Annotated in this window: 16 protein-coding genes and 2 pseudogenes; 14 read left to right on the top strand and 4 right to left on the bottom strand. The window is 51.0% G+C overall.

Annotated elements, in window-relative coordinates:
* Positions 1–343: 343 nt before the first annotated feature.
* On the bottom strand, positions 344–472 hold the full coding sequence (locus tag BQ5383_RS03040; protein WP_071429936.1) for a helix-turn-helix transcriptional regulator: 129 nt from the start codon (positions 470–472) through the stop codon (positions 344–346).
* On the opposite strand from BQ5383_RS03040, the gene BQ5383_RS20990 reads away from it, so the two are divergent.
* From BQ5383_RS20990 to BQ5383_RS03020, 4 genes are all read left to right on the top strand, one after another.
* Entirely contained in the window at positions 471–788 is a 318-nt protein-coding gene (locus BQ5383_RS20990; protein ID WP_083389798.1) for a hypothetical protein, read from the top strand. The genes BQ5383_RS03040 and BQ5383_RS20990 overlap by 2 nt on opposite strands.
* 4 nt (positions 789–792) lie before the next feature.
* Positions 793–2136 (top strand): relaxase MobL, encoded by a 1344-nt coding sequence (mobL, locus tag BQ5383_RS03030; protein WP_083389797.1) that lies wholly within the window; start codon positions 793–795, stop codon positions 2134–2136.
* Between the two features lie 69 nt (positions 2137–2205).
* Entirely contained in the window at positions 2206–2418 is a 213-nt protein-coding gene (locus BQ5383_RS03025) for a helix-turn-helix domain-containing protein (protein WP_071429277.1), read from the top strand.
* 53 nt (positions 2419–2471) lie between these two features.
* A complete protein-coding gene (locus tag BQ5383_RS03020) occupies positions 2472–3710 on the top strand; it encodes a tyrosine-type recombinase/integrase (protein WP_071429276.1) in 1239 nt (412 codons plus the stop codon).
* A gap of 94 nt (positions 3711–3804) precedes the next feature.
* On the opposite strand, the gene BQ5383_RS03015 is transcribed toward BQ5383_RS03020, so the two are convergent.
* The 3 genes from BQ5383_RS03015 to BQ5383_RS03005 form a co-directional block, all read right to left on the bottom strand.
* Positions 3805–5088 carry a hypothetical protein gene (locus tag BQ5383_RS03015; RefSeq protein ID WP_083389796.1) on the bottom strand — a complete coding sequence of 428 codons (1284 nt, stop codon included), beginning with the start codon at positions 5086–5088 and terminating at the stop codon, positions 3805–3807.
* A gap of 693 nt (positions 5089–5781) precedes the next feature.
* Positions 5782–6531 carry an alpha/beta hydrolase gene (locus BQ5383_RS03010; RefSeq protein ID WP_235821924.1) on the bottom strand — a complete coding sequence of 250 codons (750 nt, stop codon included), beginning with the start codon at positions 6529–6531 and terminating at the stop codon, positions 5782–5784.
* A gap of 249 nt (positions 6532–6780) precedes the next feature.
* Positions 6781–6963: a hypothetical protein gene (locus BQ5383_RS03005; RefSeq protein ID WP_071429275.1), complete on the bottom strand. Its 183-nt coding sequence runs from the start codon at positions 6961–6963 to the stop codon at positions 6781–6783.
* Between the two features lie 275 nt (positions 6964–7238).
* Here BQ5383_RS03005 and BQ5383_RS03000 point away from each other — a divergent pair, with 275 nt between their 5' ends.
* The 10 genes and pseudogenes from BQ5383_RS03000 to BQ5383_RS02955 all read left to right on the top strand — a co-directional run.
* On the top strand, positions 7239–7439 hold the full coding sequence (locus BQ5383_RS03000) for a helix-turn-helix domain-containing protein (protein ID WP_071429274.1): 201 nt from the start codon (positions 7239–7241) through the stop codon (positions 7437–7439).
* 31 nt (positions 7440–7470) lie between these two features.
* Positions 7471–8904: a HamA C-terminal domain-containing protein gene (locus tag BQ5383_RS02995; protein ID WP_071429273.1), complete on the top strand. Its 1434-nt coding sequence runs from the start codon at positions 7471–7473 to the stop codon at positions 8902–8904.
* Positions 8904–11501 (top strand): DEAD/DEAH box helicase, encoded by a 2598-nt coding sequence (locus BQ5383_RS02990; protein WP_071429272.1) that lies wholly within the window; start codon positions 8904–8906, stop codon positions 11499–11501. The genes BQ5383_RS02995 and BQ5383_RS02990 overlap by 1 nt, the downstream gene beginning before the upstream one ends.
* Positions 11502–11608: 107 nt before the next feature.
* Entirely contained in the window at positions 11609–13702 is a 2094-nt protein-coding gene (locus tag BQ5383_RS02985) for a site-specific DNA-methyltransferase (RefSeq protein ID WP_071429932.1), read from the top strand.
* A 1-nt stretch (position 13703) separates the two neighbouring features.
* Positions 13704–16547, top strand: coding sequence for a DEAD/DEAH box helicase (locus BQ5383_RS02980; RefSeq protein WP_071429271.1), 2844 nt, complete (start codon positions 13704–13706; stop codon positions 16545–16547).
* A 16-nt stretch (positions 16548–16563) separates the two neighbouring features.
* Entirely contained in the window at positions 16564–20166 is a 3603-nt protein-coding gene (locus tag BQ5383_RS02975; RefSeq protein ID WP_083389795.1) for a helicase-related protein, read from the top strand.
* A 13-nt stretch (positions 20167–20179) separates the two neighbouring features.
* Positions 20180–23698, top strand: a complete 3519-nt coding sequence (locus tag BQ5383_RS02970) for a sacsin N-terminal ATP-binding-like domain-containing protein (RefSeq protein WP_071429270.1) — start codon at positions 20180–20182, stop codon at positions 23696–23698.
* Between the two features lie 238 nt (positions 23699–23936).
* A pseudogene (locus BQ5383_RS02965) lies at positions 23937–24812 on the top strand (type I restriction-modification system subunit M); the annotation flags it as partial.
* Positions 24809–25360 (top strand): hypothetical protein, encoded by a 552-nt coding sequence (locus tag BQ5383_RS20560; RefSeq protein WP_071429269.1) that lies wholly within the window; start codon positions 24809–24811, stop codon positions 25358–25360. The pseudogene BQ5383_RS02965 and the gene BQ5383_RS20560, both read left to right, overlap by 4 nt.
* Positions 25285–26037: pseudogene (locus BQ5383_RS02955) on the top strand (type I restriction enzyme subunit R domain-containing protein); the annotation flags it as partial. The gene BQ5383_RS20560 and the pseudogene BQ5383_RS02955, both read left to right, overlap by 76 nt.
* Positions 26038–26045: the final 8 nt, after the last annotated feature.

Raw genomic sequence — 26045 nt, 5'->3', positions numbered from 1 at the left:
CGAGGGACGGGGGCTTTCATATACGCCCAGTCTGCTGTTGAAACCAGACCTGTGCTTACGGCTCTACGCCACGCAAGCACAGCCCTGTTTTCCTGCCGCTCCAAATGCCCTTGCCCTCCCCGGCGGCAACGGCATTTTCACGGCAACGCCGACAGAGCGTATAACACACTACACTTTGCTTCGCAAAGTCGTGTGCCAAATGGGGGCGTTGCCCCCTTTGGAAACCCCCACAAGAAAAGGCGGTACGCTACCCCTCCACGGGGCGCATACCGCCTTTTCTTGTTATCCAGCCCTCCGGCTGTATCGGTTGAGCAAAAGTCAGCGTGGGATTGATGTGGTATCTTTATCTAAGTGAACCCCCGGTCTCCCAGCGGGAAACCGCCTGTCGGGTCACATGCACTTGTTCCGCCAGTTGTTCCTGGGAAAGTCCACGCTTGGTGCGCAGTTCCAGAAGGATTTCTTTGGTATCCATGTTGATCACCACCTTGCCTGGATTGTACCACAGCGGAAGCAAAAAGCAAAGCAACTGGCTGTTGCCCCAATTCTGCTTCATGCACACATCAGGCATATCAGTTTTTAATATGCCTATACAAAGAATAGCGCCCGCTGAACATCCACAGATTTCAGCGGGCGCTACTGACTTTTTAGTTGTCCTGTTCGGGGTATTTGCCATAGGCGTTTTTCCAATTTTCAGCCGCTTTCATGAAAGCAGCATAATCATGGGCGCGGATGTACTCCAGCGCCTGCTTGTACTTCCCGTATTTATAGCCGTGGTGGTTGAGAAATGATTGAATGATTTCGCAGGACTCGTACTCCCTGCAGTCCCCACAAGTGATGTGCCCTTTGGTCAAGCAGCACTTCTTCGTTTTACATTTGGCCCGGCTCAAATCCCGAGAACCGTCCAGATATCAGCAGGTACGGGATACAGCCATGGAGGCCATGAGCCGTCTCATCGGGAAGATGAAAACGGGCCTCTGCGACAGTCCGGTAATTGCGGAGCAGATGGACAGGCTGTCCCAGATGTTTGGCAATGCCGAAGGAAGAAAGGTCTATGGGTATCTGAAGAAACCGGTAAAGGCACAGGTGGATGCTATCGTGGATGAGCTGGCAAAGCTGCCGGAGGTGGCGGCCTGCTATGAGGAGTGGAACCGGCTTCGGGACGAGGTGGAGCGGTACTACAAGGACACACCCCGGGAACACCGGCCGCTCTCCCGGCAGAAGGAGTTCCGTGCCATCAAGAACATGGTCGTCCGGGAGGCAGAGAATCTGCGGCTGGGAGTGTTCACCTTCGAGGACGAAGACATGAAAGATGAGGTGGAGGAGAAAGAGGAAGCGGTGCTTCGGGAGGGGGATTCCCGGCGGGAGAGGTGGGAAATCTACCAACACGCCAAAGAAATTCTGTCGGAGCCGGAAATTACAGAAGCGGAAAAGGCTGAGCAGGTACAGACGCTGGAGCGTCTCTGGGAAGGCGGCTTCCCGGCGGCAGCTCACCAGCTGGGAAAGTGCTGGCGGGACGGGCTAGGAGTGTTCCCGGATGATGAACAAGCGGAACTGTGGTTTCGCCACGGCGCCGAAGCCGGTTATGATTTCTCCCAGTATGCTCTGGGCAGGCTGCTGGAAACGCAGGGGCGGATGGTGGAAGCGATTACCTGGTACGAAAAAGCGGCGGCTCAGGGGAATCCGGCTGCCGCCTCTCGGTTGGGAAAACTGTGTCTTCAGGGAGAGCTGGTTTCCAAAGATGTGCCGAAAGCGCTGGAGTATCTGACCGCCTCTGCCGGACAGGGCAGTCCGTTCGCCCAGTACATTCTGGGTAAGCTGTATCTCATGGGAAAAGAGGTGGAGCAAGACCGGGAAAAGGCGTACCGCTGGTTTGAGATGGCGGCAGAACAGGGGAATCCGTATGCCCGGTTCTTCCTGGAACACGCCGGGGAATCCCAAAGCCCCCACCTTCTGCTCACCGCCACCAGGCTGCTCCATCAGCTGGGGCAGATCTTCCAGGACAACTCGGTTCCTCCTGTTTTGCCGGGCAGCCAGCGGACCGACCGGAAGCTGCGCCGGAAGATCCGCCAGAAGAAGATTGCCCTGGGCCAGAAGCCGGACGATCAGGGAGAGCAGAGCCCCAGCCCGACCCTGTAAGCGGCGCAGAAAGTGAGCCGCCTAAACAAAGAATAAGCCCTTCCCATCGGGAAGGCAGAAAGGAGTTCTATGAAGCGATCGAAATATCATTCTTTTGAGGAACTGCCCCTGATGCTCAATGTGCAGGACGTGGCGGATGTGCTGGGCATCGGCCTGGCCCATGCCTATGAGGTGGTACACCGGCAGGATTTTCCCGCCATCACCCTGGGCAGCCGGATCATCATTCCCCGAGACAGATTTATGGCGTGGATCGAGGAGCAGGCAGAGAAAAAGTTTCAGTAGCTATTGGAGCGATTCTGTGGTATGTGTTTGTGTTATGGAAGGAGGAATCATCTATGCCAAAGAAACGTGCAAACGGTGAGGGCAGCATCCGGAAAAAGCCCAACGGGCGCTGGGAGGGGCGGTATACCCAGGGCATCGACCCGGTGACTGGACGGACGATCCAGAAAAGTGTATCCGCCAGGACCCAGGCGGAGTGCAAGGAAAAACTGACCAGGGCCATCCGGGACAACCGGGGAATCCCCATCAACTACAACGAGGATTACACGGTGGCGGAGTGGTGCAGGCTGTGGTTTGAAACTTACAGCAAGCCGGTGATCCGCCCCAATACCGCCAAGACCTACGCCAATGCCATCGAAAACCACATCATTCCAGCTCTGGGAGGGATTAAGCTCAAGCGGCTTACGTCCATTCAGATTCAGCAGCTCTACAATGACTCCCGAACCAACGGACGGGTACAGCGGTGGAAAGACCAGACCAACACTGCCCTCACCGGCAGTTCGGTCCGGCGCATCCACATGGTGCTCTCCTCGGCGCTGAAGCAGGCGGTGAAGGAGCGGCTGATTCCCTACAATCCCTGCGACAACTGCCGCATCCCGCCCAAGGAGAAAAAGGAGATGACCATCCTGCCGCCGGAAAAGCTGGGAGCCTATCTCCGGGAAGCGGAACAGTACGGTGTCCTGCCCATGTTCTTCCTGGAGCTGTCCAGCGGCCTGCGGCGCGGGGAGCTGCTGGCGCTTCGGTGGGATGACCTGAACGTGAAGGACCGCATCCTCTCGGTGAGCAAGCAGGTCACCCGCATCGACGGGGAGCTGGTGGTGACCGAGCCAAAGACCAAGAACTCCATCCGCAGGGTGGCACTGTCCCAGCAGGCGGTGGAACTCCTGATGCGGGAGCATGAACAGCACCCGGACAATCCCCTCCTGTTCCCGTCGCCCCGCACCGGTGGGTACTGGAGCCCGGACGCGGTGTCCCGGATCAACCGCAAGCTGCTGGCGAAGGCCGGCATCGAGGAGCATGTGCGCTTCCATGATCTCCGGCACACCTTCGCCACCATGGCCCTCTCCAGCGGCGTGGATGTAAAGACCCTGTCCAGTATGCTGGGCCACTACAGCGCCGGATTTACCCTGGACACCTATACCCACATCACCAACGAGATGCAGAGAGGTGCGGCGGAGAAGATCGGCGGCTTCATGGAAACGGCCACGGCCAAGCCGGAACCCGAGCCGCCCGACCCGCCGGAACCAACAGAGGATGGTCGGTGCAAGGTGATTCCGTTCGAGAAGGTAGGGTAAAAGAAACGAAGCCCAAGGGACAGAGGTATGTCCCTTGGGCTTCCGTTTTGTTGCGCAGAAAAGCATTGTTTTTTGCAGAGTAATTAGAAGTCGCTCAATTTTTGCACGGCGGTAGATAATACACTTTACCACCTTTGGAAATCAACTGCACATCTTCAAGGTAAAAATCTGAATTATCGTGGTGCAACTCAGCGCGCCCACTGGCTTGACAATCAATCATACATGCAGTTTTTTCGGAGATGGAACAGAAATTCCAATCATCGTTTATCAGACCAGGGATGAAATGAATGACTTTATCCAAGCCATCTCTCTTTCGGCGTATCTCTGCTGTATCGACATTGAGTCGCTTTGTGGTATCCTGATGCCACTGAGTTATACGGGACTGAGTTTCCTCGACTTGCTGAGTATAGGTCGGCAACAATGCGGTACACTGCGCTTTGGAAACAGCGCCAAGATGCAGAGCGAATCTAAGGTCAGAGAGTTTATGGAGCATTTCCAGTAAGGTGTTCTGATATATGTACCAGTTCTGCACCTCTTGCAATTCTTTTTCATAGGTTGCAAAATCAAGGTCATTCTTCCTTGTAAAGCCTGCCAATGTAAGGTTGGCCTGCCCTAAAAGTTTGGTGCATTCTTCTTCCAGACTATCCAACTGTGCGATTTTAGAAAGTCTCAACTCATCATTCTCAAGAATCTCCACTTGAAACTCAGCGATTTTCTTAACATGGCTGACCAGGGAGAAAACTCGGCTTCGATATTCGTTGTCCTGGAAATCTGCAATTTTAGAAATGCCATCACTGATTTGTCCCAATTCGGCGTTGATCTGTGTCATATAATACTGACCAACGACTATAGATGCAACACCCATTGCAGCTGCAGCTGTATTAGCAATTACAGTAGTGCCCTTTTGAGCTTCAACTGCTACCCAATTTGCGTGTCCTTGGATACCCTCCGCACCGTGATAAAAACCGCGAACAGCGCCATCCATTGCTCTTGAATCTGCAAGTTTTGCTCCGGCGGGAATGATTGCCCGATATAGAACTTCGCCTTGAGTTTGTGCCGCCTGGACTGCGTTGTTAATTACATTACCAGTCTGCACCAAGCCAGGAACAAGGCTGTTTACTCGAGCCAAAACCCTGCTGTCAGTAATTTCAATCAATTCGCTCTCATCGCTAATCGTTTCAGCGGGAAGCATTTCCACTGAAATCCTAAACTCCTGAGAAGCAGTATCCTGCAACATAGATGTTGCCCTGTTTGAGCTATCCGTTGATGCTTCAGATGGCGATAAGCTATTAGTGGCTTTTATTCTTGATTTGAGCATGACTACTGCACCAATAACAACAACTGCAATGATGCATACTCCGATTGTTATGTACTCCATATATGGCGGTACCTCCTTTTTGATCTATAAAAGAGGTTGCAAATTTCCCGAAGCGGTATAGACGGAAAAGAACAAGTCTCTCACCAGCTCAACGAAATTTATTATAGCGAAAATTGAATTTGGTTTCAATTATTAAGTCATAAAAGCTCGGTTTTTGCTGTTTCTTCCAATTAGGGATGGGTTAGGGATTTGGCGGTTTCGGTGGCTATCCTTACTCGTGCTCCCGCCACTTTTCTGCCCCTGAAACCACCGCTGAACAGCAATCGCCTTGAGCACAAAAACAGAACTAAAAACGCAGAAAAACCGCCTGTTCAGGCGGTTTTTCTGATAAAGTTGGTCGGAGTGAGGTGACTCGAACACCCGACATCATGCTCCCAAACGCTTGAACCAAATTTTTTGTGGCGATTTATAGCGCTATCCGGCGCTTTCTGCTCGGTATTGAATATTTTTTGACGCTCTTAAATCCGCTGTTTCCACGTGCTCCGGTCCTGACTGTGGTCAAATATGGGGTCAAAAACGCTTCCTGACCAGGGGCGGCAGGTGTCTGTCGGTCCCGGCTGGGAAGCGTCTTTTCGTGGCTTTGGGTTTGGGGTATTGTACCTCTGCCGCGGCGGTTAGGCAAGTCTTTTCTGCTCGGCAGGCGTATCAATTTTTCACGCGCCTATTCAAAGAATAAGGGCCGAAGATCATCCACTATCTGCTCAACAGCCACTGAATGCCCGCCGCCGTCCACTCGATTCCATGGGCAAAGTGGTTTCCGGCATTCAGCTGGAACTCTGTGTCGATACCTTTACTTTGGTAAAAAGCCCGGATCTCCTCTGTATTTTCCTGAACTGTTTTCAAGACTGGATTGCGTGTCTTAGCCTCCTTGTCCCCCAGAGAGAAATAGATGCAGTCCGGCCGGCGCTTCGGCTCGTGGGAGAAAATGTACTCCTTGAAACCAGGAAACCACAGAGAACCGGACATGCACCCCACCCGTGAGAACACATCAGTCTGATAGATGGCGTACAGGGCAAATAACCCCGCCAGAGAGTACCCAGCGATTCCCCGCCATCGTGGAACGCCGGCAATCTTTCTCTCTGCCGTTGGAATAATCTCCTCAGTCGGCAGTCGCAGATAGTCGTCCGCACCACCAGTGCAGGGCTCAGCATTTTTGAAAGCAGACGGACTATCCCAGGGCACCATATCCTCACCATCCTCACCGATGGGAACGTCCAGAGAAGCCAGGTCGCCGGAACGATGGTACTCACAAATGAGGCAGTCGCCGTCACAGGCCCAGACCTTGCTCTTCGGGCAGACGCAGCGCCCATGAGCCTGCTCCTTCATCCGGATGCGGGCTGCCTCGCCGTAGTAGGCGTCGCGGACTTCTTTGCTGACCGGAATCTTCTCACCGGTGGCGCGGTCGTAGATAAAGGGTTGCTTCTGATTGTCGTACTTTGCCATAAGATTTTCTCCTTTCGGCGGTGAAGCCGAAGCGGAGATAACCTGTATGGCTGCCAGTTCTTCTGTACATAGATGGTCACCTCATGCGGATTTCTCCGCTTCGTTTCGGTGACCAGCCGTTCGCAAGCTGGCACTCTATATAAACTTTCTCCCGTCCACCGACTGCGAACACACCTCGTGGCCACGAAGAAGGTGAGTCGGTTTTCGGGAAAGTAGTTTTACGCCTTGCTTAGGGCGGCTGTGTAGCCTTTAGTCGTTGGCGATTTGCTCTAAGTCGCTGAACACCTCGCCGTAGTAGCAAGGAGATAAATCCTCCAAGCTGTGAGCGTCGTAGCGGCAGAACACGGAATCCACCACTTTTTGGCCATACTCGGCTGCCACTTTTGCTGCGGCATTCTCGATGTTGATGACCCAATCACGGTTTGAGAGCATTGGTTTTCACCTGCCTTTCCAAAAAGAAAAACTGTACTCTGCGCTTGAGCAATTACAGAGTACAGCTTTTCAAACTTGGATTACATGATTGAGACTTGGACGGACTTGGAAGATTGAAGTCTCTTGTCAGGACACCTTGGTGGAACAAAAAATGGATTAGACCGGAAATGATAAATCTTCGCAAACTCAAACTTCATATTGCAAAAAGCAAAGTTTTGTGATATAATGCTTGAGTATCAGCAGTACGGCACTACGGTACCCAAGGAGGTGCAAGGATGTTCAGCTATAATAAATTGTGGAAAATGCTTATCGACAGGAACATGATGAAAAAAGACCTTATGGCAGAGACAAATATAACCTCCTCTACAATGGCCAAAATGGGAAAGGGCTTACCTGTGAACATGGAAATACTGGGGCGGATATGTGAAGCGCTGGATTGCGATATCGGCGACATAGTCAACTATGTAAAAGAGTAATTGTTCCGATTTGTGAAAGGAGGAGTTTGAGATGGCAGGGCACCTTTGTTTTGGGTCATTCCTTAAAATACTCACTTTGTGCTCTCCCAGAAGCACGACGCAAAAATTCCTCTGTGGAACAATGTTTTTAGCAGTCAATTCCATGTATGACATCCGGGAAGATGACGGTACCGTAGGCCACTTGGTCAACTGCTCAAACAATATTTCACCGGCGATTACAGATGAGATTTCTCCGGAGCACGCGCCGTCCGTTCTGGCCTGTTTCGAGACACAGATAATTCCGAAGCTCTATCCAGAGAAGCGGAAGCATATTGTTCACGCTCTCTTGGATTTGCTTTTTCAGGACGATGATATTGCTGATGATGTGCGAATCGGCACCATCACATCTAATACCAAGGGCTACTATCGGCTTGAGTACCGATATAATCTGGCAGAGATGCTAACAGATTTCTTCTTCTTTGTCGTTCGGACAGTCGATAACAAGGCTGGGCGCACATACATTCAAGATGTCTCACGTGAGTATATAAGTTCGTTCAATCAGGACGAACTCAATCGTTTAGTCCTGTTAGAAAGTGGAGCTGCTACCGGCCTTACTATGTCGGTTCGAGGTAAGGGCTTTGAGGATGCATTCGTCCCCGTCTGCCAGATTCCTCTTGGGCTCAGAAATCCGGAAGACTATCAAATCTTCCGTCTCAAAATCGAAGATAACGAATTCACCTATGCCGGTCTGAAAAAGTATTTGAATACCAACATAGGTCGCTATGTATATTCCAGAGCTGAGATGGAGCGGTATAAGGCAGAGGGCGACCTGGAAAGCGTCGGCATGGACGCTGCGCAATATATCCGCGAACACAGCACAGGAAACGAGCTGGCGGATATGCTGCTGTATGCGTTTTTGGAAGAGGTGCTAAAGGCGCCTAAGTTGCTGAGCTCTATTGAACTGGGTGCCAGCACAAACTGCGCCGGGATTCATTTGCGTTCCATCGGGCGGGACACCTCCGAATACCAAATGGTGTACGGGTCTTCTCAAATGGAAGGAGACCTGAAATCTGCCATTGACGCGGCTTTTGACGCGGTGGTTCAGATAAAAGCAAAGCGGATTACAGGCGTGGAACTGGTCAACAGCGCTGCTTTCGGGAGGAGCGTGGATGTTCAGACAGCGCTTGCGGTCAAGGATATACTGATTCCTACGAAGCAGGGGCAGGAACCGCCCGGAACCGCATTTGGCCTATTTCTTGGCTATTCTCTTGGATTAAATCCAGAGGACTATTCCGCGACAGAGTTCATAGAAGAAGCTGTTGCAAGAATGGAAAGTGCAATCACTGAGAATGCGGAATATATTTCGCAGAAGATTACGGCCCTCCATCTTGGGATGCATTCGTTTTATATTTACGTTCTGCCGTTCAACAATGCGCCCCAAGATAAAACCAGCATTATCAACATGCTGATAGGAGGTGGCATCTGATGGAAGAAACCACCATCGGCGCTGTCCTCTTTGATGGCATTGAGGAGAATCCGTATCTCAACGAACTGTATGACGCCATTCTATACAACTATGGTCGGCAGCTCTTTGGGCTGACAAATCTTCCGGAAAAGGAGATAAGTGTACCTGCAGCTTTGCGGTTTGCAGATATCCTCTCAAAATCAGTACATACGCAGAATGAGGAGACCCACAAGCTGTGGGCGCAGGAAATCGTCGCTCTTTTGAATGCTCTCCATCCGGATGACGAATTGATACAGTATTATCTCGGCTCTGTTCTCACCAGCGTGAGCAATTTTAGAGGTGTGAGTCTCAAAGCTGCAGATTATGTGAGCGCAGACCTCCTTGACCGTATTTTCACCCAGGTCAGCAAGGAATACCTGCGTATCCCGGAAGCAGAGAATGAATACTTCTTCCGCGCTCAAAAGGAAATATACGAGAAGTTTAACGAACCGTACTTCAGTTATTCAGCCCCCACATCGCTGGGGAAATCATATATCATGAGGACATTTATCCGAGAGCAGATAGCAAAAGGCAGACAGTGCAATTTCGCTATTATAGTTCCGACCAAAGCCCTCATAAATGAAACGACGGAAAAACTGACAGAGGTTCTTGGGCCGGAGCTCAAGGAGAAAAATTATAGAATTGTTACCTCAGCGGGAGCAATGGCCTTGGAAGAAGAGCATAACTTCATCTTTGCCATGACCCCAGAACGCCTGCTCTACTTGCTGATTTTGATGAAGGATATTCCTATTGAATACCTTTTCATCGATGAGGCTCACAAGATTTCCAAGAAAGATGGCCGGAGCGCATTCTACTACAAGGTGGTTGATATGCTTTCTCAAAGGAGCACACCTCCACACATTATTTTTGCGTCTCCGAACATCCCGAATCCAGAAGTCTATTTGCAGCTCATCCCAGACGTTGCAAATAGGGAGAACTATAAAATAGCAACGAAGTTTTCGCCTGTGAATCAGGAGAAGTTTCTGATTGATTTCAAGCGTTTCGAGCTGCATTATTATAATGAGGCGACTCAGAAACTCACAAAATACTGCAGTTTCCCGGAGGACAAGGGATTACTGGATTTTGTCCGTGAATTGGGTGAAGGTGCCAGGAGTATCGTGTACTCGAATAGTAAGGACAATGTTGTGGAGTATGCTTTGCAGTATGCCGCACAGCTCCAGCCGTTGCATGATAGTGACCTGGATGTTCTGGCGCAAGACATCCGGCAGGATGTTCACGGCGATTACTACCTGGCCGATATTGTGGAAAAAGGCGTAGCCTATCACATGGGGTATTTGCCCTCGACGATTCGGGCTCGTATCGAATCGCTCTATAAGGACGGAAAAATTCATACCCTGTTTTGTACCAGTACATTACTGGAAGGCGTCAATTTGCCTGCGGATAACCTTTTCATCACCAGCCACAAAAATGGTGGTGATATGTCTCCGGTCGATTTCAGAAACCTGATGGGAAGGGTCGGGCGCATAGAGTTCAACCTGTATGGCAACGTGTTCCTTGTGTGTATAAAGCGGAAGACGAAAAAAGAACGCTTCCTCCATCTGCTGCAGGAGAAAATCGTACCACAGCAGCTGTCGCTGGCCACTGCTTTGACCCCGGAACAGAAAACCGGCATTGTTTCTGTTTTGAAGAGCGGGCAGGCTGAAATACCAAAGGATGGCTCCCTGCCACCAGCGGAGTATTCTTTGATTCGCAAGGTGGCCAATATCCTGTTGAAAGATATTGTTTCTGGACGTGCAAGCCGGGTGAAAAAGGAGTTCTCCGATGTGCTGAGCCCGGAGGATGAAGCCGCCATTGCCGCAGCCTTCGCTGGCCGGGAGCATTCCCTTGATGATGACATCAACCTATCTCTTGACCAGACAGAACGACTCGCAAGGGAAATCCGCAGTGGAAGACTCCATTATCCGGCTATCCGCATTGGAGGCAAGGCTGATTATAATGAGCTGAGGAACTTTCTTGAGCGGCTATGCGACATTTTCAAGTGGGAAACCTACGAGTACGATACTCTTGGCTTTCAAAACAAATCATCCGGAGCACATACGAAGCTGTCGCACTATGCCTTTGTCCTGAATCAGTGGGTTTCTGGCATGAGCTTAAACCACATGGTTACAGATTCCATTGATTACTATCTATCGACCGGCAAAGGAAAGGTAAAGCTCAAAGGTCAGTATGTCGCGTTCAAGAATGAGCCTGCCTATGTTAACGCACTCATCAGCGGGATGCTGGAGGACATCGAGGATGTAATCCTTTTTCGGATTGCAAACTACTTCCTCCGGTTTTCGCAGGAATACAGAGCATGTTTCCCGGATGCTTCTTTTACCGATTGGTACGAACTCGTTGAGTACGGCACAACGAATCCGGAGGCAGTTTGGCTGCAGCGAAATGGCTTCACCCGCGAAGCGGCAGCCTATATTACAGAAAAACGGAGCCAGTACATTACCTTTGACGATAATGACCAACTCCGGTTGAAGCCTGCGCTTCTGGAATGCGAAAACCTGAGCATTCGCCGAGAAGCAGAACAGGTGCAGTATAATAGTCCCGAAATTTACTTGGAGTCCTGATTTTGGGACAGGACAGGTTGTAAAATGTGATGAGCCCCAGGAGCTCGTTGATGATTAAAAAATCCCTGAAGAGTAATCTCCAGAGAAAGACACAGGAGGCAAAACGCATGGCTGCTTTAGACGATTTGATTAGCCAGATTCCGGACGAGTCCCTGCGTGAGCGGATTCGCGCAGAGATGAAGCGGGCTAATCGCCAGAAGAAATTCGGTCTGGTATTTGAAGAGCATCTGCCGGAGGCCACACCGCTTTACGATATCCCGGTAAAGCGCGGTTCCGTCGTGGCCAAGAAGGACGGACAGGTTACTGACATCTACTATGTAGAGAAAATCGAGGATGGGCAGGCTACCTGCTTCCACAAGGCGACGAAGGAGCACGTCGTGCTTCCCGTGGATACCCTGGTTTGCGTGGCCCAATTCGGTGAGCCCATCTATCCCTATCTGCAGCCGCTGGACACCGTCTGCAATGCGCCGGACAGCGACCTGTGGCACACGCTGATTGAGGCGGACAACTACCATGCGCTCCAGCTGCTGGAGTACCTCTATGCCGGAAAGGTGGATTGTATCTATATCGACCCACCCTATAACACAGGGGCTCGTGACTGGAAATACAATAACGACTACGTGGATGGCAGTGATACTTATCGTCACAGCAAGTGGCTTTCCATGATGGAGAAACGGCTGAGACTTGCCAAACGTCTCTTGAATCCTGCCGACTCGGTTATGATAGTCACCATAGATGAAAAAGAATATCTTCATCTGGGTTGTTTGTTGGAGGAAATGTTTCCCGAAGCGATAATGCAGATGATAAGTAGTGTGATTAGTTTTAAAGGTTCCGCACGAAAGCAACAGTTTACAAGGCTTGATGAGTACATATATGTGCTGGTATTCGGAGAGGCAACAATTCAGAGATTGCCACTATCTGATGAATGGCGCATGAATCCAGACGATGAACGAGCGACTCATTTAACTTGGAAGTATCTGATTCGGAGTGGTAGCGCTGGCTTTCGCGAGAGAAGTCCGGGCAACTTCTATCCAGTGTTTTTTACTAATGATGGGAAGTTTCATAGCGTGGGGATGCCGCTTCCGCTTGAAAGGGATAGAAGCACTGTTGTTTCGCCGGAAGGAACATTTCCGGTATTCCCGATTGACACTCAAGGACGAGAGCACTACTGGAATATTAATCGGGACAAATTCTTAGAGTACAAATCCAAAGGATACATCAAATTCGGAAGGCCAACAAAAAACGGAGTTCCAATTACTTTTCTTACAAGCGGAGAAATAAAAAAAGTCGAAGAAGGAACCTATCAAATAGATGGATATGCTGAGGATGGCTCTATTATCTCGACCAATGAAGTTCGAGATATTATGCCCGGAACACAATGGAGAATAAAGGCTCATGACGCAACGAGGCATGGAACAGATTTATTAACAAAAATACTTCCTGGAAGGCAATTCCCCTTCCCTAAATCGCTATATGCGGTTCACGATGTAATAAGATTCTTTGTAGACAGCAAACCAAATGCCCTTATCGTAGATTTTTTTGCAGGCTCAGGCACGACGCTTCACGCGGTCAATCTTCTAAATGCAGAGGACGGCGGCCATCGTCGCTGCATCATGGTTACAAACAATGAGGTCTCAGATGATGAGGCTAAGGCGCTCCGCGCTGGCGGATATCAACCGGGAGATAAGGAATGGAACAGGCTGGGGATTGCCCGATATGTGACATGGCCGAGAACGGTGTGTTCCATCGAAGGACATGATGTCAACGGAAATCCGCTGAGAGGGTCTTATCTTGGCAGCGATATTTCCATGGCCGATGGCTTTATGGCTAATGCTGCTTTCTTCAAGCTGGGCTTCCTCGATAAGAACGCCGTGGCGCTGGGTCGCCAATTTAAGGAGCTGCTCCCAGTGCTCTGGCTGAAGGCCGGTGCCCACGGGCCTTGTCCCGCGCTTGAGGAGACAGCGGAAGTGCCCGCCATGCTGGTGCTGCCGGTAAATCATTTCGCTGTGCTGACCGATGAGTCGCAGTACGAGGCGTTTGCTGCGCGGGTGAACGGCGAGGACTCCATAACGACGGTATATATCGTGACCAATTCCGAACCGGGCTACCGGGAGATGGTTTCCGGCCTGCATGCTGAGGACACCTATCAGCTTTACAGAGACTATCTGGATAACTTCCGGATTAACCACGGAGGACGCTAAGATGAAAGTAGAATTATTTCCTTTCCAGAAGATGGCGCTGTTCCAGCTGCGGAGAAAGACCGCTGAAGCCCTCGGCGCCTACCAGCGCACCCACACACCGCAGGTTCTCTCATTCACCGCTCCCACCGGAGCGGGTAAGACCATCATCTTGGCGTCTTTGATTGAATCCATCTATTTCGGCGATGAGGAGTATCCCGACCAGCCGGATGCCATCTTCGTCTGGCTCTCGGACTCTCCGGAGCTTAATGAACAGTCACGCAGCAAGATTGACCTGAAGGCGGATAAGATTCGGCTCAACCAGTGCGTGACCATCACCGATGAATCCTTCGACCAGGAGATGCTGGACGATGGGCATATCTATTTTCTGAACACTCAGAAGCTCGGCAAGAGCAGTAACCTGACGAAGAAGGGCGACGGACGCACCTTCACCATCTGGGAAACGCTGCAGAACACGATGGACGAGAAGTATGACCGCTTGTACTTCATCATTGACGAGGCCCACCGTGGTATGCAGGGCCGAGCCGCTGCACAGGCCACCACCATCATGCAGAAGTTCCTCAAGGGCAGCCGGGAAGACCGTCTGGCTCCCGTTCCGGTCGTGCTTGGCGTGACCGCTACACCGGAGCGCTTCAACAATCTGGTGTCCGGGACAGAATCGACCATCCAGAAGGTCATCGTGTCCGCCGACGATGTGCGGGCCTCCGGTCTACTGAAGGACAGAATCATCATCGCCTATCCGGAGGATGCCTCCGGAAGCAAGGATATGGCTGTGCTGCAGGCTGCTGCCGATGACTGGAAGCAGAAGTGGGAGCACTGGACTCAGTATTGTCAGGAGCAGCACTACGCCTATGTGAATCCGGTTTTCGTGATTCAGGTGCAGAACCAGACCGGCAGCGGCATTTCCGATACTGACTTGGATGACTGCCTGCGGAAGATTGAGGAGCGGACAGGCTTCCGCTTTCAGGACGGAGAAGTTGTACATACCTTCGGCCAGACGACCAGCACCATCCAAATCAATGGTGTCGCAGTCAGATATCTGGAGCCGTCCCGCATTGCGGATGATAAGAATGTCAAGGTGGTTTTCTTTAAAGAGAACCTCTCCACCGGCTGGGACTGCCCTCGCGCTGAAACCATGATGTCTTTCCGTCGTGCTACAGATGCGACCTATATCGCGCAGCTGCTCGGCAGAATGGTCAGAACACCCATGCAGATGCATATTCAGGTGGACGATGTTTTGAACGACGTGCACCTCTATTTGCCGTACTTTGATGCTCAGACTGTTGAGGATGTTGTCAAGGCCCTTCAGAGCACCGAGGGAGGTGAGATCCCCACCGATGTTATCGGCGATTCCTTCGAGAACAGCACCATCGAAACGTGGACTGTCCGTCCGACCAGACCGGCTACGGCTCAGCGACCCGCAAGACCAAAACCACAACTTCCCGGCCAGATTTCTTGGGGAGACAGCCCTTCACCTGAGACCGGCAACGAACCTTCTGCGCAGGAGCCGACGCAGCAGACGCCCTCGCAAAGTGGCAGCACCTCATTCGGCGCACCAGCGGCACCTGCTCCCGGCACCACGGATGCCGTTCACCCGGCGAGTGGTATAAACACCGTAATGCCTGCAGACGGAGCCGTTGCAGGAACAGAGCCAACCGCGACATCTGAGCCTCAGCCTGCTCCGGCGGACGTTTCCGAAGAGCCGGAACTTGACCGTGAGGCTATCGTAAAGGCCATCAATGATGCCGGACTCCTGACATATGACGTGCGAAAAGTCAGAATCAACGACTATCTGAAATCTCTGTTCAGCCTTACCCGGCTCCTGACGCAGTCCGGCCTTCAGCCCTCTGCCTCCTATGATGTTGTGAATGAAATCGTAGAAATGATTCGCAGCTTCATCAAGAAGACAAAGGACGAGGGTAGATATGACGAGCTGGCCGCGCAGGTACTGCAGTTCAAGCTGAAAACGCAGACGTTTGATGTGTTCGGCGAGTCCGTGGATGACCATGCGGAGATGGATTTGTTTTCCACCACGGATACCGACCTCGACCGTCAGTTCCGTCTTGCGGAGCTCAAGCTGGGCAACGAGGGTGTCGGCATCCGCTACGGCACCCGATACGCAGATGACGATAATCCTGCCGGATACAAAATCGACGTCATCATCTTTGCCGCCGACGCAGACTGCATGGATATGCTCCATAACTATGCCCGCAGTCGTTTCCACGATATCAATGACGCGAATCGCCGCCGTATCACCGGCCTGACTGAGCGGTATCGGAAAAAGTATGACAGCATTGTTTCTGATGGCGACATCATCAGTAAGCATAACTTCCGGCTGCCGGAGACCATCAGCATTGAGCGCAGCAATGTCGGCGAGGCTTATACCGACCATCTGTTTGTGGACAATGCGACAGGCAAGGCCGTCATTAACCTGAACAATTGGGAAAAGGCTGTCCTTCAGGCCGAGCGTGGCCGTTCGGACTATATCTGCTGGCTCCGTAATCCGCCGAGAAAGTCGTGGTCTCTGTGCATTCCCTATGAGCAGAACGCGGAGAAGAAGTCGATGTATCCCGATTTTCTGATTATCCGGAAGGATGAGATGGGCTTCGTCATTGATATTTTGGAACCGCATGATGGTACCAGAACGGACAATCTGGGCAAGGCTAAGGGCTTTGCTGAGTATGCCCGTCAGAATCCCGGTGTCGGCAGGCTTCAGCTTATCCGGCTGCTGAACGGGCGCATCAAGAGACTGGATATGTCCCGCAGCGCCGTCCGTGACCGCGTTTCCCACGCGATGTCCAATGACGAGCTTGACCATATTTTTGATGAGGATGGATTTTTCGGTTAAAGGCTGGTGAAGCAGAATGTACGACGAGAACATCATATCCCGGATGAACGATTATCTTCACAAGGCCGCGCAAGCACTGGCGTCGTGGTTTTCTGTGATGCTGCCCAAATCCGGTGAAGACTGGTGGGAGGAGTGCGTACTCTCCAATCTGAGCTATCCCCAGAGAGAGCTCATCGAGAAAAAGGGCCTTTCTAAGCTGGAGGAATTAGACCTTGCGGCGCTTCTTCGTGTTGCCAACAAGTCGTGGTACACGATGCGTGGCTATGCCTATCTTCCGACCAGTGAGCGGGAGTGCATCCGCGATATGATTGGCGTCCGGAACAACTGGGCGCATGTCAGCGCAGAGCTTCCCGGCAAGGATACCATCGTATCGGACATTGAATGCCTCATCCGGTTTTTCACCCAGATGAACCGGAGCGGACTGATTCCTGATTTGGAACAGTTCAAAGCAAGGGTGGAGCGTCCCGAAGCATTCAAGGATGAAACACCTCCGCAGTCAGTGCTTCGCCCAACCGTTACCGTGCCCAAGCAGGCAGATGTCATAGTGGAGCCGGAGGTTGTGCAGGAGGACGATATCACAGAAAGAAGCCTCGTTTACATCGTCGGCAGCCCGGACACCAAGGGTATGGTGTTTTCTGTTACACAGCTTGGCGACACCAAGAAGTACGAGGTGTTCGTCGAAGGTGCGCTGAAGACCTATTATGAGGGTCAGATTGCGCTGGTGAGCAGCACACCTGAATATGAGTGGGTGGATTCTGAGACCCTGCGAAGCTACCTTTCTGCCTACCAGATTAACAATCCGTCTGCCGGAAATCTGTATTCCCTTAATGCTGCCCGTATCGATTTCGTGCCCTATCAGTTCAGACCGGCATTGAAACTGATAAAAGCAGATGAGCCAAGGATTCTGATTGCAGACAGTGTCGGTGTCGGTAAAACCATCGAGGCCGGTCTGATTATCAAGGAGCTGCAGGCCCGTTCCGATTTGGAAAACATCATGATTATCTGCCCGAAGCCGCTTGTCGCAGACCGCAAGTGGGAAAATGAGATGAAGCGCTTTGACGAGGAATTCACGCCCTTGGATGGCGATACTCTTCGGCAGATTATCTCTGATACCGACCGTGACGGTGAATGGCCTACCCGCTATGGAAAGGTCATCGTCCCGTATTCCATTCTGGATGCGAGGACATACCAAGGGAACCAATCCAAGCGCCATAAGAGCTTCGGCCTCCAACAATTAGACCCGGCACCGCATTTTGACCTGGTCATCATTGATGAGGCCCACCACCTGCGCAATGGCAGCATGGAGAAGGACAAGGCATTTGCATATAAGTGCGTCCACTACTTCTGCCAGCACGCAGACGCTGTCGTAATGCTGACCGCGACTCCGCTGCAGACAAGTGACGACGACCTGTACACGCTGCTTAATCTGCTGCGCCCGGATGTCGTAATCGACAAGAAGAGCTTCACGATGATGTCGCGTCCGAATCCGTATATCTCTCAGTGTGCCCACATCGTTCGAGCTGCGAAGGAAAACTGGAAAGCAGAAGCACTGGAGATGCTGGACAGTGTTCTCACTACCCAATGGGGCGAAAATGTAATCGCAAATAATCCGGTATTTGAGCAAATCCGGAAGGTTCTCAGACAGGACACCATCACCCGAGAGGAACGGGTAAAGCTCATTACCGATATTGAGTCTCTCCATAGCTTCAATATGATGCTCAACCGGACGCGCAGAAAGGATATCCAAGATTTCTGCATTCGGAGAACGCATACGCTGGAGAGCGATTTTACCGACCAACAGCGGGAGCTCCATGATGCTCTGCTGACATTTGAAGTTGCCGCGCTGTCCAAATTGCACGGTGGACGTGGTGTCAAATTTATGATGTCAACGATTCGTCGTCAGGCCGCAAGCTGCATCTTTGGACTTGCTCCGCACATCCGGGGTATCATTGACCATAGATTTGAGCAGATGACGGACGACCCGGAGTTTGATTTCGATGATGGCGAGTTCAGCGAGATGGACTTGGAGACATTCCGCTCTATCGCAAAGAACATTTTGGAAATGGCGGATAACCTGCCGGAGGACGACCCGAAATTCGATGGGGTGCTCCAGATTATCCGAGAAAAGCAGAAATCTGAAAACAATAAAATCATCCTGTTCAGCACATTCCGCTATACGCTGTATTATATCAAAAGAAAGCTGCGAGAAGCGGGATTTCGTGTCGAGCAAATCGATGGTAGCGTTAAAAATGATGACCGGCTGGATTTCCGGGCGCGGTTTGAACTCCCGAAGGACGACCCGGAAGCCATTGACATCATGCTTTTCACAGAAGTCGGTTCTGAAGGCTTGGACTATCAGTTCTGTGACATGATGATAAACTATGACTTGCCCTGGAATCCCATGCGCATCGAGCAGCGCATCGGTCGTATCGACCGTCGAGGCCAAGGGAGCGAAGTTGTCAACATCTATAACGTTATCACCAGTGATACGGTAGACGCTGATATTTATGACCGCTGCCTCTCCCGCATCGGTGTCTTTGAAGGAAGCATCGGTGAGTGCGAGGAGATTCTCGGCGAAATCGGCAGGCAAATTGAGCTGATTGCACTGGATACCAGCCTTACGGATGCAGAGCGAAAAGCAAAGCTGGAGCAGATGGCTGATAATGAGGTGCGCAAGGCTCAAGAGCTGAACAAGCTGGAAAGCGAGGAAAAGGAGCTATTCGGGTTCGATTTATCGAACTATACGATGTCAAAGGAAATTCAGGAGGCAGAAAGTCCCTTCCTGTCGGCCAGGAGCATTCAGCACCTTGTAGAGATGTATCTCAATCACCGCTTAGGTGGTAGCAATTATATCCTTGGTGATGGTGCTCTGAAAACGCTGCGCCTCAGTGCAGTGGCGCGTTCTGAAATCCTGTCTGACCTCAGAAATCTGACTGGCCTGCGGAACAGCCTGCGTAGGAAATGGGAGGTTTATCTTAAGGGCAACAATCCGAACCACCCGATTACTTTTGATTCAGAAGCTGCCGAGAAAAACCGAACCGCCTTTTTCGTTACTCCGGTGCACCCGCTGGTCAAACAAGCCGCATCCTATTTTGCCACCAACAAGCTCGTTTATATTCACTTGGAATACTACTCTGACGAGATTCCAGCCGGTGATTACCCGATGTCTATTTATGCGTGGGATTATGTTGGGATTCGTTCAAATTTCAAATTGGTAGCAATCTGTGAAGAACCGAGAATTGCAGCAGAGCTCCCGGAATACATCCTGACAGCTGCCGCAGTTGACTATTCTTCAAAGCTAAAGCCGGAGGCATGGGATGCTTTGGAGGAACACCATGTCCGGATGTGGCAAGCTGAGAAAGCCCAGCATACAGAGTCTACAAGGCAAGTCGCTCGCTATAAATTAGAGAGCTTAAAGAACAATTACCGAAACCGGAAATTGGTCTTGGAAAGAAAGATTGCTGAGGCCGGGGATGAACGAATTGCAACTATGCATCGCTCTGAATTGGAAAACGCTACACAGCGTTATCAGCAGAAGGTTTCAGAGATTGAAGCGAAGATTGCGAAGGCAGATATACATACTACGTTGATTGCAAACGGGGTTATCACGGTAAAGTAAAGAGGTGAGCGCTTTGAATATAGCTGATAAGATTCTCCAGAATCAAGATAGGGACGGCATGCTCAGGCGGTCGCTCGAACGGATAATTCAGCTCTATACCGATAAATCACACTTTGTCTACGAACTGCTCCAGAACGCGGAAGACGCAGGAGCTACTGGAATTCGGTTTGTCCAATACTCTGACAGGCTTGAAGTGATGCACGATGGAAAATCCTTCACTACGGAGAACCTGCAGGGCCTGTGCGACATAGGGCAGTCGGACAAGGTTAATGATTTAAACCAGATTGGCGAATTCGGTGTCGGCTTCAAATCAGTCTTTGGCATATGTGAAACGGTCAGGCTGTATAGCTCGCCGCGCAAAAAGGAGCTGGCAGAGAATTGCCATCCCTTCGCTGTTGAGATACAGGACTTCACGAAGCCCGTAGATATCCCTTCCATTGATGTTCCGGCTGGCTATACGACCCTCTTCGTGTTCCCATATAGCGTTGGATTCCAGTTTTCGGGATTTAAAAATCTGGCTGCGCTGAATGAAGCTATTACAAAGCGACTCAAAAATCTCGGAGTGACCACGCTCCTTTTCATGCGGCACCTCGAACTCATTGAGTACGAAATCAAGATTCCGGGCAAAGAAGCATCAGGGGAATATTTACTGGATGCTGAGCCGGTAAATGACCACTGCACCCGCGTGTCGGCAATTGAATCCGAGGATGATAAGACGGACGAGTCTCTGTCATTCATCAAATTTTCGATGCCGATTGATTCGGGGGTTTCTACCCGTACAATTGACGTTGCGTTCACAGTCGCAACAGACAAAGAAGGAAAAACCACTTTCCAAAAAGCAAAGAATCCGTATATCTCCGTTTACTTCCCGACAGAGACCGAAAGCAAACTTGACTTCATTGTCCAAGGCCCGTTCCGCACTACTCCAAACCGGAGCAGTGTTCCTGCCGATGAGGAGGAAAACGAGGCTCTGGCTGAACAAACGGCAAAGCTCCTCAGACAGAGTGTCCTTGAGCTGCGCGATATGGGACTCCTTGACTTGAGCCTGATTCGGATTCTTCCTCTTGATGAGGACGACTTTGATGTCTATCCGCTTTTCTATCCTTTATACGAAGAAATGCGGGATTTGTTTTCGTCGGAGCGCGTTTTGCCGGTTAAGGATGGGAAGGGCTACACTAAGGCTGCCAATGCAGTTATTGCGAGAAGCAGAGAAATTGCAGAGCTATTGCCCAGCGAGTTAATCTCGGAACTTATCAACGACAAAAGACATTATGAATGGCTTCCGGTTTCGTTGACGGAGACAGGCCCGTACAAAGATGTGCTCTCTTATTTCTCCAGCATTTTGGGAATAGAGGTTATTCGTCCGGAAGACCTTAGAAGCTACTTCAACGAAAATCACAATTTTTTGGAAAACCGAGATAATGACTGGCTCGTTAGGCTTTACAAGCTGTATGAGACTGTCCCGAATATTTTCTCCGAATCGAATTACAGAAATATTCTCGACGCTGTGATTGTCCGCACAGCATCCAACCGCATGGTTGCTCCATACCGAAAATCGCAGTCTTCTTATTTGCCCAATGTATTTCTTCCGTCGAAGAAGGCGATGCAGGCCGAGGTGGAATTTGTCCATCCATATCTATTTGAGAAGTGCCGAACCTTCTTTGAAAATGTACTGCACCTGAAGACGCCCAACGAGTACGAGCACTTTGTAAAATCTCTTGAAAAGCGGTATGCTGGTACAGATTTTAGCGGTTCATTTGAGGAGCACGTACAAGACATACACGCCCTTGTCAAGTATCTCAGGAATTCTGACTACGAGGCTGACCTGAGACAGATTGTTCGGAAAGCGTTCTACATAAAGTGCAGGTCAGGAGGAAAGGCATACTGGGTACGGCCACATTCAAAGGTTATTCGGTTCCCTCAGTCCGAAACCGGTCTAATGCTGGAGCAATACTACAAAGGCATTGCGCCGGATATCTACTTTGTCGACTTTGACGCATACCAGTCAGCCGGAATCACCTTTGATGACCTACGGGCGCTTGGCGTTACAGACAAAATCATCACCGGGGACGAAAAAACCTGGGGTGAATACTATACCGGCAATCCCGGCAGACAGCCTGAGTGGAGAACGACCGGAGACTTTCGCTGGAAACTCGGCATTGATAAGTTGGAAGAGGCCCTTCTCTACATCTCCCAGCATGCGAAAGCTAAAGACGCCTTAATAAAATCACAGGTGATTTTTAAGACACTGCAGGAGAACATGTCTCGCCTTGTTGGTACTGTTTATATCGGCGGAGGAACGCCAAATAAATATGACGAGCCTGCAGATGTAATCCATACTCTGAACAGGGATGGGTTTAACTGGCGTCTTTCTGACTGGAACGGAAAATGGCTCTATACTGAGTCTGGAGAACTGGTCTCGCACAAGGCCATATCAAAGCACGATTTGAACAAGTCGCTATATGGGAAGGTAAGCCTTGATTCAAATTTGTACGACATTCTTGGATTTAAGAAAGGGAAAATTGACCAGCATGAGGCTATTGTCAAGGATTACGATGCCTTGCCAGATGAGAAGAAACAAACCTATTTTGAAATCGAGTTGGAGCGCCGATTCCACATTACGCCGGAGCAGCTCAGCCGTGAATTTGGTGGGCTGTCTCTACAAGAAGGTTCTACTGGTCAATCTGAGGAGGACGAATTTGAGTTCCCGACCGGTTCCGTTAAGAACTGGGAGGCGCTGAAGAAGCATGCCGCTCAAATACTGTCCTATGCCAGCCCAACCGTATATGCGACTGTCGTGAGGCGTATCCGCGTCAGTCGACCGCAAGACGATGTCCGCGCATACCTGATGAATATGTATCGCGTAAACTCGTCTTATCGATATGCCTGCCAGCTGTGTCACAAGCCGTTCTCCAATGTGGAAATGTGCCAGCTGGAACAGAAGCCGGATGTAGAGCTCGACCCGTTGAACGTCTGCCTTTGTCCGAATTGCGCCGCAAAGTTTAGAACGCTGCGAAATGATAAGTACCTGGCAGACCGGCTAATAGATTCCATCCTTGATGTGTCAGAAAATGACATTGAGGAGAATGACCACGTTTCAGTTGCTATCAACGACTATGATTTCTGGTTCACACCTACTCATATCGCTGAAATTATAGAGCTTCTGAAGCTGAAGAAAAAAGCTGCAGAGGAGCGCAAAGCCCAACTGCAGACTGCCAGTAATCCCAAGCCGAAGGAAGTGGCAAAAGCGCCGGAGTCGAATAGAGTTGCACCTGTGCAGCCTGTTAAGGAAGAGACTCCACATTCTACTCCGGAACCGGAAGAAGAAGGACTGCAGAGCGATACAAGCGCATATGGCGAGCTCATTGGTAGACGGGTGTTCCACAAATCGAAGAAAGCATACGCTCGTGTAGTTGGATGCGACGGAGAGTATGTGGTCTTGAATTTCGAGAGTGGGGATAAGGCCTGTCAGGATGTCAAGTATAACCTGACCATGTGCTTGAATAATGGTTGGATTGAAGTCGTCGACTGATACTTTTTAATTTTGCCCGAACCATTTAATTTTGCCATACTTTTTAATTATTCCCTGAGCCTGCCGCGCAGGAGCCCAGACATCAGCATCAGACAAACCTCAGCTGTGCTCTGATAGGACAAATTGAACACCGACAAATACAGCGAAAATCGCAAGAAACGCCTTGTTTCCTGCGGTTTTCGCTATTTTTATACACTTTTCCGGCGACCGGGCTTGTATCAAAGATTACGTCTTTATAGACCCCGCCTGCGGCTCCGGCTCTCTGTTGCTGAAGGCTGTGAAGGTGCTGGGCCGTGACGCTGTCCGCAACGGCTTCTACGGCCAGGAGATCAATATCACCACCTACAACCTGTGCCGTATCAACATGTTCCTCCACGACATCGGCTTTGACAAGTTTGATATTGCTTGTGAGGATACCCTGACCAACCCCCAGCACTGGGATGATGAGCCTTTTGAGCTGATCGTCTCCAATCCCCCCTACTCCATCAAGTGGGCTGGGGACGACAACCCCCTGCTGATCAACGATCCCCGCTTTGCCCCCGCCGGGGTGCTGGCCCCCAAGAGCAAGGCAGATCTGGCCTTTATCATGCACAGCCTCAGCTGGCTGGCGTCCAACGGCACCGCCGCCATCGTCTGCTTCCCCGGCATCCTGTACCGGGGCGGTACGGAGAAGAAGATCCGCCAGTACCTGATCGACAACAACTTCATCGACTGCGTGATCCAACTGCCCAGCAACCTGTTCTTCGGCACCAGCATCGCCACCTGCATCATGGTGCTGAAAAAGAACAAGGCGGATAGCAAGACCTTGTTCATCGACGCCTCCGGCGAGTGCGTCAAGGTGACCAACAACAATAAGCTGACGCCGGAGAACATCGACCGCATCGTGGACACCTTCGCCGGCCACGCCGAGGTCGCCCACTTCTCCCATCTGGCTGCCTATGAGGAGATCCGGGAGCAGGAGTACAACCTGTCCGTCTCCACCTATGTGGAGCAGGAGGACACCCGGGAGGTCATCGACATCACCGCGCTGAATGCCGAGATTGAGAAGATCGTGGCCCGGGAGCAGGTGCTGCGGGCGGAGATTGACAAGATCATTGGAGAGATCGAAGCATGAGAGGTGAGCAGGAAACCAACTGCCTCACAAGGGTAAAGCAAAATTTGGACAGAAATTCGGTGCATTACTTTTGCAGTGACCCGCAAAAGATTATTCGTATTTTGAAAAGTGCAAGGCCCAATCCCGCACAGAGCAACTTTCCGGACTTTTTGTTTGAAAACGGTTTTATTGAGCACTTTCAAATCACCGCGTCGAGAGAAACAAGGAAAGGTGCGGAACATAGACAGAGACAAGCACAGTTTTGTAAAGAGGCGGAACAGCGATTCCAAAGAATGGGCCGCGAGTTGAACGATGCCCCGCCCGCAAATAGCCTGACTCGTGAAATTTGTGAAATGGAAGCGCCGCCATACAGTTATGAGATGTATGAAGCATCGTTTCGAAAAAACTGGCAGCATCATATTAATTCACTTCAAAAGTATATCGGTTGCCGTGATGTCGGTATTTTCCTGGTGGAGTATCAGGGGCCGCTTTTTATCAAAAGCATGTGGTCATCATCTTTGACGAGTGCCACCGCAGTCAATTCGGAGATATGCACACGGCCATCGTAAAGAATTTCAAGAAATACCATCTGTTTGGCTTCACCGGCACCCCCATTTTTGCGGCCAACGCCAGGGCCGCCGGCGGGGCGCAGTTCTTCACCACCGCCCAGACTTTCGGCGACCAGCTCCACACGTACACCATCGTGGACGCCATCAACGACAAGAATGTGCTGCCCTTCCGGGTGGACTACATCCAGACTATGGACGCCGAGCCGGACATTGACGACAAGGCGGTCTGGGACATCGACCGGGAAAAGGCCTTCATGGCGCCGGAGCGCATCGAGCTGGTGACCCGGTACATCCTGGAGCATTTCGACCAGAAGACCTACAGAGGGGACAAGACCTATCTGTTCAATACCCTCACCAACATCGCGGAGGTGGCCTCCGGTAAAAACGGCGCGGTAGAGGAGATCAAGCAGAAGCAGAGGATCAGCGGCTTCAACTCCATCTTCGCGGTGGCCTCGGTGGACATGGCCAAGCTCTACTATCAGGAGTTCAAAAAGCAGATGGCAGCCGACCCCACAAAGAAACTGCGGGTGGCGACGATCTACAGCTACGGGGCCAACGAGGAGGAAGCGGACGGCATTCTGGACGAGGAGAACAGCGAAGACACCAGCGCCCTGGATCAGAACAGCCGGGACTTTCTGGACGCCGCTATCCGGGACTATGATGGCGTACACTTCACAGAGCAGGG

Source organism: Angelakisella massiliensis (assembly GCF_900104675.1).
Lineage (GTDB): Bacteria > Bacillota > Clostridia > Oscillospirales > Ruminococcaceae > Angelakisella > Angelakisella massiliensis.
This window is presented reverse-complemented; position numbering and strand designations above follow the sequence as displayed.